Here is a 13,213-nt window from a genome sequence, read left to right on the forward strand (position 1 = left end):
GCTTAGGATTTAGACCTTCGAGGTTTTAGAAACCTCAAAGGTCAGCCATAACCTTTGCCGTCTTCGAGACCTCGAAGGTTTTCCTTTTCTTCGCGCACGTCTAGAATATGAGGTTTTAGAAACCCCAAAGGTCTCCATTTGCTACCCCCTGAAAAAATAAGTACATTTTTCCTTTGAAATTTCGTACATACCTCCCAAACCAAAAGTTTAAAATATATTTTTTCCTCCCCCATGCGAAAAAATACAACAACCGTTTTTTTGCTGCCGTCCTTTTAAATATATTTGGCCTCGAAAGCATCGATTTTCCTTAGTACCCTAGAATGAAAGCCCTACAAATCCCATTTTTTGCCAGCCTGCTTCTGCTCCTGGCAGCTTCTTGTGTGTCCAATAAACGCATCATCTACCTGCAGGAAACCGACGAAGAAATCCCGCTCTACACCGAAAGCGAGCTGGTACCCAACTTTACCGAAGACTATTTCCTGCAGTACAACGACGTGGTGGACATCAACGTCAAAACCACCTCCGAAGAACTGAACGAGATTTTTGGCATCGCCGCGGGTGACCAACGCCTCCAAATGAACATGGCCCAGGGAGCCCAAAACGGAGGCGATATCTTCTTTATCAACGGCTATACCCTGGATGAAAACGGCATGGTGGAAATTCCCCTGCTGGGAGAAATTGAACTGCTGGGACTGACTACCAAACAAGCCCAGACCAAAATCGAAGAAAAACTCAAAGCCTACGTCAACGAGGAAGATTTTTTCGTACGCGTGCGGCTGGGTGGTGTCCGTTTCTCCGCCCTGGGAGAATTTAACAGAAACGGAAATTTCACCATCCTGCAAAACCGCATCAGCATCTTCCAGGCCATTGCCCATGCCGGCGACATGACCACCACTGCCAAACGCAACGAGGTGGTGCTGATTCGTCAATACCCCGAAGGAACCAAGTCTTTTCGCGTCAACCTAAACGACCAACGGATCGTGGAATCCGAATTCTACTTTATCCGACCCAACGACATGCTCTATGCCGAACCCATGAAAATACGGGAACTCGGTACCGGTGTGAACTTTATGCAGACCTTTCAACTGGCCGTCACCACCCTCTCAGCCGTGCTGTTGGTGTTGAATGCCGTTCGCTAACCAATAGACCCAAAAAATTGAAAAAGGGGTTGCCAATCCCGTTTTCAATTTATTGTTTTGCACAACGTCTTTCCCCCTCCCGGTGGGTTCCAAATGGGACTCAGGAGGCGAAGCTATGCCTCCGCCTCCGCCTTCGACAAGCTCAGGCATCGGCTAAGGCATCGGCCAGGACGGAAACGTCCCCGTGGGCTGAGCCTGTCGAAGTCCACGCTTACGAACACATCGCGCAGGCTGAGCCTGTCGAAGCCCAGGCATCGGACACGTTCCCGTGGGCTGCCTTCGACAAGCTCAGGCGGCCAGGACAGACACGCTCCCGTGGGCTGAGCCTGTCGAAGTCCAGGTACGAAAAATCATGAACGGTTACATGTACATATTGCACTGTGCCGATGACAGCTACTACACGGGAAGTACAACCGACCTGGATCGGCGGCTTTTGCAACACCAAATGGGAGAAGGGGCAAATCACACAAAATCCCGCCTGCCAGTTACGTTGGTCTATTATGAAACCTATGCCAGAATCGATGAGGCCTATTACCGGGAAAAGCAAGTGCAACGCTGGTCCAGAAAGAAAAAGGAAGCGTTGGTAAGGGGGGATTTAGCGGAATTAGTGCTTCTGGCTGTGAGTAAGAAAAGCATTCTGCCTCCGCCTCCGCCTTCGACAAGCTCAGGCATCGGCTAAGGCATCGGCCAGGACAGACACGCTCCCGTGGGCTGAGCCTGTCGAAGTCCACGCTTACGAACACATCGCGCAGGCTGAGCCTGTCGAAGCCCAGGCATCGGACACATTCCCGTGGGCTGCCTTCGCCTCCGCCTTCGACAAGCTCAGGCATCGGCTAAGGCATCGGCCAGGACGGAAACGTCCCTGTGGGCTGAGCCTGTCGAAGTCCACGCTTACGAACGCATCGCGCAGGCTGAGCCTGTCGAAGCCTGAGCAAAATTGAAGTCAATCAGTTCTATTTGCACCGTAGTTATTCTTTTTTCAACCTACCAAAACTAGTTAATACTTGACAGCTTCCTTAACACCTCTCGCCGAGGTGAAAATCGCCATTATCGGACTGGGCTATGTGGGGCTACCCCTGGCCGTGGAATTTGCCAAAAAATTTCCCGTCATCGGTTTTGATATCTCCGAAAAACGCGTAGCCGAACTCAATGCCGGAAGAGACCTGACCCTGGAAGTAGCCGACGAAGACCTCAAACAGGTACTGGCCACCACCCCCCAAGCCGGGGAAAAGGGTCTATTCAATACCTGCGATGCCGCCCAACTGGCCGATTGCCAACTCTACATCGTCACCGTTCCCACCCCCACCGACCGGCACAACCGCCCTGTACTTACGCCCATGCTCAAGGCTTCCGAAACCATCGGAAACTACCTCAAAAAGGGCGACGTGGTCATCTACGAATCCACCGTGTACCCCGGCGTGACGGAAGAGGAGTGCGTGCCCGTGCTGGAAACGGTCAGCGGACTGCGCTACAACGAAGACTTTTACGCCGGCTATTCCCCCGAACGGATCAACCCCGGAGACAAGGAACATACCGTAGCCAAAATTCTGAAGGTAACCTCCGGTTCAACCCCCGAGGTGGCCGAGTACGTTGATCGCCTGTACCGGGAGGTGATCACCGCCGGCACCCACAAGGCCAGCAGCATCAAGGTGGCCGAAGCCGCCAAGGTGATCGAAAATTCCCAACGGGACATCAACATCGCCTTTGTCAACGAACTGTCCAAAATCTTTAACCTGCTGCAGATCGATACCCAGGAGGTACTGGCCGCAGCGGGTACCAAATGGAACTTCCTGCCCTTCAAACCCGGACTGGTCGGTGGGCACTGCATCAGCGTGGACCCCTTTTACCTGGCACAAAAAGCCCAGGAAGTGGGCTACCATCCGGAAATCATCCTGGCCGGCCGCCGGCTCAACGATTCCATGGGCAAGCACGTGGCTACGGAAGTGATCAAGCACATGATGCGCAAGGACCTGAAAGTGATCGACTCCAAGGTGCTAATCCTGGGCTTTACCTTTAAGGAAGACTGCCCCGACGTGCGCAATACCCGGGTGATCGATATCTACCAGGAACTCCGGGCCTTTGACATGGACGTGGATGTCTACGACCCTTGGGCCAGCAAGGAAGAGGTGGCGCACGAATACGGCCTGGAAATCATCGACGGCGACACCTGCCCCGATATCGCTGATTACTCCGCGGTGATCCTGGCCGTCGCCCACCAAAAATTCAAATCCCTCCCCATCCAAAAGAGCAGCGACCTGGTCGTCTTTGACGTCAAAGCCGTTTTGGATAAGGAAAAGGTAGATGCGCGGTTGTAGCAACGCGGGTTAACCTGGCTCGGAAGGGGCAGAGAGGTGGAGAAGAGATGTTTTGCAGGGGAGCTTATTTGTGGTGGAATGGTGGTTGTTAAGGGTTAATATGGCTGGAAACGGGCTGAAAGGTCCGGAGAGAATTTCTGGCAGTTGAACTAGATAGAAGTGGAACCCTGGTTGTTAAGGGTTAATTTCGTTTTTTCCCGGCTTGCCTCCCCCTCCTGTTTTAGGAGGGGGACCGGGGGGTGGTATCAGACGTGGCTCGAAACGGGCAGAGTAGCTCATACGATGTTTCTGGCAGTTGAACTAAATAGAAGTGAAATCGTGGTGGTTAAGGGTTATTAGGGCTCGGGATGGACTAAGCAGTCGAGAAGGATTAACGTGTTGGGCTACCTTGAGTGGTATCTCTGAAATTAGTTGATTTGAATATTCAAAGGCAAATAGCTTATTGGGTTGACGGTTCAAAGAATGATTTTGAAACCGCCAAAATTCTAATTGATCAAAATAGAATAGTGCATGGCATGTTTTTTTGTCATTTGGTTATTGAAAAAGTGCTCAAGGCGCATGTCGTAAAGGAAACGCGTGAATTTGCGCCAAAATCTCATAACCTTTTCTACCTGGCTGAAAAAGCCAACTTTGATTTTTAGAGGATAATGCGATATTCTTGGGAGTATTAATGAAATACCAACTCCATGGGAGATATCCGGATTATAATCCTTTTATTCCTGAAAAGGACCAAGCCAAAAATTATCTGAATAACACCCTAAATTTGAGAGAATGGTTGGAGGAAAAACTTTAAAATTAATCGATCAATACCTTGAGCTCCTGAAGCAAGAAGGGATTACGGTACAAAAAGCCTTTATTTTTGGAAGTCAGTTGAACGGTAAGCGTACTAAGTCCAGTGATATTGATTTATTGATTGTATCTGAAAATCTAGTTGAGAATGATGATCAGCTCATGGGTAAAATTTGGAGTCTTACCAGAAAGATCAGTACCCGAATAGAGCCCTATATTATCGGATCATCCCGCTTTTCAGAATCAAGCGATTCCCCGTTAATTCAGGAAGTGAAGCAATCAGGATTTGAAGTGGTAGTTAAAGGTTAAAATGGCTCGAATCGGGCTAAGTAGTGGAGACGGGTTGTTTTGCAGGTAAGCTTATTTCTGGTAGAACCGTGGTTGTTAAGGGTTAAAGTGGCTCGGAAGGGGCTGAGAAGTTGAGACTTGTTGTTTTGCAGTTGAGCTTATTAGTAGTGGAATCCTGGTTGTTAAGGGTTAATGTCTTTTTTTCCAGGCTTGCCTCCCCCTCCTTTTTCAGGAGGTGGGCCGGGGGGTGGTATCAGACGTGGTTCGGAAAGGGTTACTGAATAGTCGAGGCGGATTGATTTGCAGTTGAGCTGGATAGAAGTGGAATCGTGTTGGTTAAGGGTTAAAAAATGGTATCCCCAAAAATCCTTTGGATTTTTGCACAACCCCTTAACCCTTAACCGGTAACAAATCCAGGAAGCTGCCCAACTACCCCTCAGCCGGACAGCATCCCGCTACCGCAGCAACCACCAAAAACAAGCCCCTTAACCCTTAACCAACGCCCGATCACAATGGCCAGTCAAAATCAAAAAACAGCAATAACAACCTAAATTTCAGCTAACGAATGAATCAACCCGACCCGCAACGGCCGCCGGTGGCCGTACCCGAGGAGGAGCTTATCGATGTGAAGGACCTGCTGCTGCAAGTCTGGCGCATCTGGCCCTATATCCTGCTTTCCCTGGGCATCACCCTGACCCTGGCCTACCTGATTATCCGCTATTCCGTCCCGGTATACCAGGTCTCCTCCAAGTTTTTTGTCAAGGAAAAAGAAGGCTCCCTTACCGGTATATTTGAGAGCGCCGGCCTCGGCTCGATGGGGGCCGAAGAAATGGCCTTGGGCAACCAAATCATTATTCTCAAATCCCGCCCTATCGCCGAAGCGGCCTTGGACCGTTTAAACTTTGACGTGGAATACCTGCTGGAGGGCGTGTTCAAGCGAAGCGAATTGTATGGGAATACCCCCATTGCCGTGGAGGTGGACTGGGCGCATCCCCAACTCAGCAACGGCCTGATCCGCATCCAATGGTCCGACCGGCAATCCTTTCGCCTGACCTACGTAGATACCGACTACACCCAGGCATTTCCGGACAGCGAGTCACGTAAACCGCTGGCAGACCCGGCCTCTCCTTCCCAAACCTATCGCTTCGGGGACTGGGTGGAACTGCCCATGAATCGTTTTCGCCTGGCGCTTACCAGTCCGGATACGAAAGGTGAGCTGCTGATTCGCCTGCGCGACCGGCAGTCTCTGCTGGGCCACTACACCGGAGAGGACCTGAGCATTACCCCCATGGACATGCAATCCACCATCCTGGAACTCACCCTCAAAACCGAAACCCCAGCCAAGGGAAGGGATTACCTGAATACGCTGCAGGAAGTCTACCTGGAAAACGAACTGCAGGAAAAAAACACCATGGCCACCAATACCATCGATTTTATCGATGCCCAACTGGTGGTGCTGTCCGATTCCCTACTCTACATCGAAAACCGCCTGGAAAATTTCCGCTCCAATAACGCCACCTACGATATCAGCTCGGAAGGTTCGGCCATCTTCGAGCAACTCAAGGCGCTGGAAACCGAACTGGCCCAGCAGCAATTCAAGCGCTCCTATTACCAGCAACTGCAGCGCTACCTGCAGCGGGAGGATTACACCCAGATCGTGGTGCCCTCCGGCCTGGGCATCGAGGACCCCATCCTAAGCACGCTGATCGAAAACCTGCTGGAACTGCAGGCCGAAAAGTCCATGCATGCCTCCGTGCTCACCGAGATTGCTCCCCCGGTACGAGAGGTAAACCTTAAGATTGCGGACATGAACCGCTCCATCCTGGAACTGCTGGAAAACGTGGACCAAAACGCCCAACTGTTGATTCGCGACCTGGAAGAGCGTATTGGGCGGATCGAGTCCACCTTTGGCAGCCTGCCCCAGACGGAGCAAAACCTGCTGCGCATCCAGCGGGAGTTTGCGCTGAACGAGGAGCTGTATACCTTTTTGCTGGAGCGCCGGGCCGAGGCCGCCATCACCCGGGCCTCCAATACCCCCAGCAACAAAATCATCGAAACCGCCCTGGTCAACCCCAATCCCATCAGCCCCAAAAAGGCACTGACTTTTCTAATCGCAATAGCGGCTGGTATACTCATTCCAGTCGCCATAAGCCTTGGGCGCAATTACTTCAATACAAAAATCAAAGATGCCAAGGAGCTGGAAAAGAAATCCCATGTCTCTTTGTTAACCAGTATCAATCAAAGCAAGGAAAAGGGCAACCTGGTGGTACTGGAGCAGCCCCGTTCCGGGGTCACGGAGGCTTTTCGCTCCCTGCGGGCCAACCTCAACTTTATCCTCCCCAAGGAGCAGTCCTCCGTGATCATGATTACCTCCAGCATTTCCGGAGAAGGCAAGACCTTTAGCAGCATCAACCTGGCTTCGGTTTATGCGCTAAGTGGCAAGAAGACCTTACTCATCGGCTGCGACCTACGCAAGCCCAAGATCTTTGAAGATTTTGGACTTAAAAACAAGCAGGGCCTGTCCACTTACCTGAGCGGACAGGAACCCGATACCGAAGCCATCCTGCAGGCCACCGCCTACGAACACCTGGATATCATTGCCTCCGGTCCCATTCCGCCCAATCCGGCGGAGCTGCTGATCACCGACCGCTTTGCCCAGTTGCTGCAGCAAATGCGGGAACGCTACGAGGTGATTATTCTGGATACTCCCCCCGTAGGTCTGGTCTCCGAATCCCTGGACCTGCTCCAACTGGCCGATGCCTGCCTCTTTGTGGTGCGCTACAACTACAGCCAAAAAGTCTTTATCGAACACATCAATGCCTTAAAAAAGCAGCAACTCCTCAACAAAGCCTACCTGATCTTTAACGGAGTGGAGAAAAAGGCGTACCGCTACGGCTATGGCTACGGCTACGGCTATGGCTACGGCTACTATGCGGAGGATGCAGAAGAGAAAAAATCCTGGAAGAAGTGGCTCGGGAAGAAATAGGAGTGAGGTCTTTTCTGAAGTATAGCAACACATAGCGAGTTAATACACGTATTTAAATACTTGGTTCGTAATATGGTTAATCGGTTAATTGTTGGGTTTTCGATTTTAAAGACTGATTTAACAAGACAAGATACTATTCAAATTAAGAAACTAGAACGAAAACAAACAATCGAACGATTCCACATCAATTAACCAATTAACCAATTAAACAGTTAACCCCTTAAAGACCAGTTAACCAAAAACAAAAAGTGCCCGTCTTTGAAGTAATTGCATCTAAATTTAGAATGTGCTTATAATTGAAAACCAGGTACGAAATTGTTTAATCGCTTAATTGTTTAATCGTTGGTACCTCGTTTTTGACGACTAATTTATCAAGACGAGATACTATTCGAATCAAGAAACTAGAACGAAAACAAACAACCGAACGGGTTCCTATCAATTAACCAATTAACCAGTTAATCCCTTAAAGACCAGTTAAACATTTAACCCTTAACAAATTACCGAATCAGCCAAACAACTACCCAGCCATACAAAATCGGATAAAAACAGCAACAACGAATTCATGTTTAAAATCACCTTATTGGATGGGAAATCCTTTTTTTGCAAAGAATCGGAGTCTATAGTAGAGGGGGCACGAAGAAACGATTTGTACCTAGATCATTCGTGCCTTTCTGGAAGGTGTTCGTCTTGTAAAGTAAAAGTGATAAACGGAGAGACGATTACGGATTCTGATGAGTTACCATTATCGGATCTGGAGAAGCAGGAAAATTTTATCCTCGCATGCATCCGCAAACCGCTATCCGACCTTTACCTGGCCGCAGAGGATTTGAGCCAATACGGGTTTTCGAGCCCCGTTACGGTCCCAGCCAAAATAAATTCCATTACGCCACTGACGGCAGATATTGTGGAAATCGGCTTGCGGCTACCGCCCAACCAAAAGCCGCAATTTCTAGAAGGGCAGTACCTGAATGTGATTTGGAACGGCATCAAAAGAAGCTATTCCATTGCAAGTGCCGCCAGTGAAACCGCAATCAAACTGATCGTAAAAAATTATCCCAATGGGCAAATGAGTGCGTATTGGTTTTCCCAAGCCAAAATAAACGACCTGCTACGAATCGAAATTGCCAACGGTACTTTTTTTCTGCGCAACCATGTAGACAAAGAATCCCTGGTTTTTCTGGCAACGGGTACGGGCATTGCGCCGATTCAAGCGATAGTAAACAGCCCGCAAAATCAGGCCCGTTTGGCCAAATTTCGGAACGTCATCCTCCTTTGGGGAATGAAGTATCAATCGGAGCTTTTTTGGAAGCCAAATCAGGACAACATCACCTTTATCCCGGTGTTGTCCCGGGAAGGAAAAACCAAAACATACGTGCAGGACAAAATGGCGGATCTGGAACTGGATTGGACCTCCACGGTCGTGTATGCTTGCGGTTCCGATGCCATGATTCAGCATGCAGAAAGCAAAGCGATTGCTCTGGGCGTTGAGAACACCAATTTTTATTCGGACGCATTCGTCCCATCAAATTAACACTCTATAAAATCGAGCTTGCATCGTTTGAGATTTTCCCGGTTTACCATCGAGACAGACATCTGACCACTAAAAGATAAGTATAAACACATGAAAGCAGTCATTTTAGCAGGGGGATTAGGCACCCGTCTGAGTGAAGAAACCGCCTTAAAACCCAAACCCATGGTGGAAATTGGGGGCAAACCTATTTTGTGGCATATTTTAAAACTCTATTCTGCGCATGGAGTGAATGATTTCGTTATTTGCTGTGGGTACAAAGGCTACGTAATCAAGGAGTACTTTGCCAATTACTTTTTGCACCAGTCCGATGTTACCTTTGATATGGCGACCAACTCCATGGAAGTCCACCAAAAGCGGGTCGAACCCTGGAAGATTACCCTGGTGGATACGGGAGATTCTACCATGACCGGCGGAAGGCTCAAACGCGTATATCGGTACATCAAGGAGGAAGAGGCCTTTTGTTTTACCTATGGAGACGGTGTGGGGGATGTTGATATCAAACAATCGATCGCTTTTCACCGAAAACATGGGAAATTGGCCACCATGACTTCCACCTATCCCCCTGGTAGATTTGGTGCAATCCACATACAAGGGGACCAAATCCAGAGTTTTAAGGAAAAGCCCAAAGGGGATGGAGCCATGATTAATGGAGGGTTTTTTGTCCTCTCGCCGCAAGTCGTCAGCAGGATACCGGACGATGCTTCTGTCTGGGAGCAAGAACCGTTGATTTCGCTGGCACGTGACGGGCAATTGATGGCCTTTCGGCATGAGGGATTTTGGCAGCCCATGGATACCTTGCGCGATAAAATGAAATTACAAGAATTGTGGGAATCCGAACAAGCGCCGTGGAAAATATGGAACTAAGAAAGGTAGATGCCGGGTTTTGGCAGGGAAAACGGGTCTTTGTTACCGGGCATACCGGCTTTAAAGGAAGCTGGCTGAGCCTTTGGTTGGCATCCATGGGAGCGGTTGTGAAGGGATATGCGTTGGAACCCGATACCGATCCGGCGTTATTTAACGTTGCCCGGGTGGCCTCGGGTATGCAGAGCGAGTACGGGGATATTCGGAATCTGGACGAAATAAAGAAATCCATGCGTACCTTTAATCCGGAGATTCTGATTCACATGGCTGCACAACCCCTGGTACGGTTATCCTATGCCCAGCCGGTGGAGACCTATGCCACCAACGTGATGGGTACGATCCACGTCCTGGAGGCTGCGAGATCCTGCCCCAACCTGCAAGCAATTATTTCCGTTACGACCGACAAGGTGTACGAAAACAAAGAGTGGGTTTGGGGATACCGGGAGGACGAGCCGATGGGCGGTTACGACCCCTATAGTTCCAGTAAGGGATGTGCCGAATTGGTTACGGCTGCCTACAGGCGTTCTTTTTTCTCCGGTGCGGATGCACCCGCGTTGGCCTCTGCAAGAGCAGGCAACGTGATTGGCGGCGGAGATTGGTCACTCGACCGGTTGATTCCGGATGCGATCAAGGCATTTGAAAAGGGAGAAGCCGTGGTGATCCGAAATCCCCTGGCCACCCGGCCCTGGCAGCATGTATTGGAGCCGCTGAGTGGCTACCTGCTGTTGGCGGAACGCCTCTTTACCGAAGGAAAAACCTACGCAGAAGCATGGAATTTTGGACCGGAGTACAAAGACTGCAAGTCGGTCCAATGGATTTTGGACAAGCTGGTTTCCATTTGGGAGGGAAGTGCTTCCTGGAAGCTGGATGCGCATCCCCAGCCACACGAGGCACGTTTTCTAAAATTGGATTGCTCCAAGGCCAGGGAGGCGCTTCAGTGGTATCCCAAATGGGGCATCGAAGAAACGCTCCAAAAAATTTGTGATTGGCATACCCATTTCCGGGAAGGAACAGATATGCAAAACTACAGTTTACAGGAAATTGAATCGTATACATCGTAGAAATGGAAGTAGCAACAACAATTAAAAGTCAAATACTCGCATTGGTTGAAAAGTACGCCGCAGAGAAATATGCTCCACAACCGTTTGTACCGGGGGAGTCGGTAGTTCCCCCCTCTGGAAAAGTAATTGGAAAAGAGGAGTTGATAAATATGGTAGAGGCCTCCTTGGATGGCTGGTTGACGACGGGCAGGTTTAATGCGGCATTTGAACAAAAGCTGGCGCAGTTCCTGGGTGTGAAATTTGCCCTTTCGGTAAACAGCGGATCGTCTGCAAATCTAGTGGCATTTAGTACACTAACCTCGCCCAAACTGGGTGATCGAGCCATTCAAAAAGGTGACGAGGTGATTTCTGTTGCTGCGGGATTCCCGACCACGGTCAACCCGGCGGTACAGTTTGGAGCGGTTCCGGTTTTTGTGGATGTGGATTTGGCCACGCACAATATCAATGCAGACCTGATCGAAGCGGCCATCTCCCCCAAAACAAAGGCGATCATGCTGGCCCATACGCTGGGAAACCCATTCAATCTGGATAAGGTGACCGAAATCTGTAAAAAGTACAACTTATGGCTGGTGGAAGACACCTGTGATGCCCTGGGAGCGACGTACAATGGCCAGAAAGTAGGAACCTTTGGGGATATCGGTACTCTTAGCTTTTACCCGGCCCACCACATTACCATGGGCGAAGGAGGGGCGGTTTTTACCAATAATGCAGAATTAAAGGTTATCGCAGAATCCTTTCGCGACTGGGGAAGGGACTGTTACTGTGCTCCGGGCAAGGACAATACCTGTGGCTGTCGTTTTTCCCAACAGCACGGCGACTTGCCTTTTGGTTACGACCACAAATACGTGTATTCCCATGCCGGCTATAACCTAAAAATCACGGATATGCAGGCCGCCTGTGGCCTGGCCCAATTGGATAAGCTGGAAGGCTTTATCCAAAAGCGACGGGAAAACTTCAGTTACCTGCAGAACCGCCTGGCCTCGCTAAGTGATTTTATTCACCTCCCGGAGCCCACCCCAAATTCAGAACCTTCCTGGTTTGGTTTTCCCATTACCCTAAAGGACGGATGCGGCGCTGAGCGGGTGCAACTTACCCAATACCTGGATCAGCACAAAGTAGGTACGCGATTGCTATTTGCAGGAAACCTGATTCGGCAACCCTACTTTAAAAGCATCCCTCACCGGGTGGTTGGAAGTCTGGAAAATACGGATAAAACCATGCGGGATACCTTCTGGATCGGTCTTTATCCGGCCTTGGGTGAAGAGCATTTCGAATTTGTAGCGGATAAATTGGAGGAGTTCTTTGGTTTGAATTTTTAATGACTCCTAAAACCATTTTACTAACTGGGGCTACCGGCTATTTAGGGAGTCATTTATTAAAATTTTGGCTTGCTAAAGGGCATCATTTAGTGGTGTTGAAACGATCAACGTCTTCGTTACGAAGGGTAGCGGGATATGTCAAGAAATGTACTTGGTATAACGTTGATTTTCCTGATTGGGTGCAAGCCTTCGAGAAACATCAGATAGATACAGTGGTCCACGTCGCCGCTTCCTATGGGAGAAAAGGAGAGACGATAGCTCAAATAGTTGACTCCAATACTATTTTCCCATTGAAATTGCTTGACTTAGCTATTGCGAATGGTGTAAAACAGTTTATAAATACAGCATCATCATTGCCCCGAAATCTCAATGCGTATGCATTGTCTAAAGCACAATTTTCGGACTGGTTAGGTTTTAAAAAAAATGAGATTGGAGGTATAAATTTAGTTATTGAGTATTTTTATGGGACAGAAGATGATGATTGGAAGTTTATAAATATGGTAATAAATAGACTGCTAAACGATGAACCTTTCATTGATTTTACGAAAGGAAATCAGAAAAGAGACTTTATTTATATAACAGATGTCGTTTCTGCGTTTGATATTGTGTTAAATAAATACCATCTTTTAGGCAACGAATTTTCTATACCGGTTGGTTCCGGTAACAGCTATACGTTACGCGAGGTAGTAGAGTTGTGTAAGGTGATATCCAACAATTCCGCAACACGTTTAAACTTTGGAGCTCTACCAGATCGCCCAGGTGAAGTCGCTGAATTAATAGCAGATACCTCCCTAATGGAGAGTTTGGGTTGGCGATGTCAATATACCTTAAAGGAAGGTTTATTTGAATTAATAAATAATCGATAGTTGTATTTTTTTTTATGGTTGACGTTAGTATTAACTTACGTCAAGTGGATGAGCATAT

At 48.9% G+C, this 13,213-nt stretch carries 11 protein-coding genes; all 11 read left to right on the plus strand.

What is annotated here, in order from left to right:
• The first annotated feature begins 404 nt into the window (after nucleotides 1-404).
• The 11 genes from BMW71_RS15250 (at nucleotide 405) to BMW71_RS15300 (ending at nucleotide 13,155) form a co-directional block, all read left to right on the plus strand.
• Nucleotides 405-1,139 carry a polysaccharide biosynthesis/export family protein gene (locus BMW71_RS15250; protein WP_092176116.1) on the plus strand — a complete coding sequence of 245 codons (735 nt, stop codon included), beginning with the start codon at nucleotides 405-407 and terminating at the stop codon, nucleotides 1,137-1,139.
• A 352-nt stretch (nucleotides 1,140-1,491) separates the two neighbouring features.
• The gene (locus tag BMW71_RS15255; protein WP_092175757.1) at nucleotides 1,492-1,818 is read left to right on the plus strand and encodes a GIY-YIG nuclease family protein; all 327 of its coding nucleotides are present in this window, start codon (nucleotides 1,492-1,494) and stop codon (nucleotides 1,816-1,818) included.
• 325 nt (nucleotides 1,819-2,143) lie between these two features.
• Entirely contained in the window at nucleotides 2,144-3,454 is a 1,311-nt protein-coding gene (locus tag BMW71_RS15260) for a nucleotide sugar dehydrogenase (protein WP_092175760.1), read from the plus strand.
• Between the two features lie 416 nt (nucleotides 3,455-3,870).
• Nucleotides 3,871-4,095 (plus strand): HEPN domain-containing protein, encoded by a 225-nt coding sequence (locus tag BMW71_RS15265; RefSeq protein WP_177179661.1) that lies wholly within the window; start codon nucleotides 3,871-3,873, stop codon nucleotides 4,093-4,095.
• A gap of 130 nt (nucleotides 4,096-4,225) precedes the next feature.
• Nucleotides 4,226-4,552: a nucleotidyltransferase domain-containing protein gene (locus BMW71_RS15270; RefSeq protein WP_092175765.1), complete on the plus strand. Its 327-nt coding sequence runs from the start codon at nucleotides 4,226-4,228 to the stop codon at nucleotides 4,550-4,552.
• 544 nt (nucleotides 4,553-5,096) lie between these two features.
• Nucleotides 5,097-7,517 carry a GumC family protein gene (locus BMW71_RS15275; RefSeq protein WP_092175768.1) on the plus strand — a complete coding sequence of 807 codons (2,421 nt, stop codon included), beginning with the start codon at nucleotides 5,097-5,099 and terminating at the stop codon, nucleotides 7,515-7,517.
• A 562-nt stretch (nucleotides 7,518-8,079) separates the two neighbouring features.
• On the plus strand, nucleotides 8,080-9,048 hold the full coding sequence (locus BMW71_RS15280; RefSeq protein WP_092175771.1) for a 2Fe-2S iron-sulfur cluster-binding protein: 969 nt from the start codon (nucleotides 8,080-8,082) through the stop codon (nucleotides 9,046-9,048).
• A gap of 90 nt (nucleotides 9,049-9,138) precedes the next feature.
• Entirely contained in the window at nucleotides 9,139-9,912 is a 774-nt protein-coding gene (gene rfbF / locus BMW71_RS15285; RefSeq protein WP_092175773.1) for a glucose-1-phosphate cytidylyltransferase, read from the plus strand.
• Nucleotides 9,903-10,970, plus strand: coding sequence for a CDP-glucose 4,6-dehydratase (gene rfbG, locus BMW71_RS15290; protein ID WP_092175776.1), 1,068 nt, complete (start codon nucleotides 9,903-9,905; stop codon nucleotides 10,968-10,970). The genes rfbF and rfbG overlap by 10 nt, the downstream gene beginning before the upstream one ends.
• A gap of 2 nt (nucleotides 10,971-10,972) precedes the next feature.
• Nucleotides 10,973-12,289, plus strand: coding sequence for a lipopolysaccharide biosynthesis protein RfbH (gene rfbH / locus BMW71_RS15295; RefSeq protein ID WP_092175778.1), 1,317 nt, complete (start codon nucleotides 10,973-10,975; stop codon nucleotides 12,287-12,289).
• Nucleotides 12,289-13,155, plus strand: a complete 867-nt coding sequence (locus BMW71_RS15300) for an NAD-dependent epimerase/dehydratase family protein (protein WP_092175781.1) — start codon at nucleotides 12,289-12,291, stop codon at nucleotides 13,153-13,155. Before rfbH ends, BMW71_RS15300 begins: the two co-directional genes overlap by 1 nt.
• The last annotated feature ends 58 nt before the right edge of the window (nucleotides 13,156-13,213 follow it).

It is taken from the genome of Cyclobacterium xiamenense (assembly GCF_900109255.1).
Lineage (GTDB): Bacteria > Bacteroidota > Bacteroidia > Cytophagales > Cyclobacteriaceae > Cyclobacterium > Cyclobacterium xiamenense.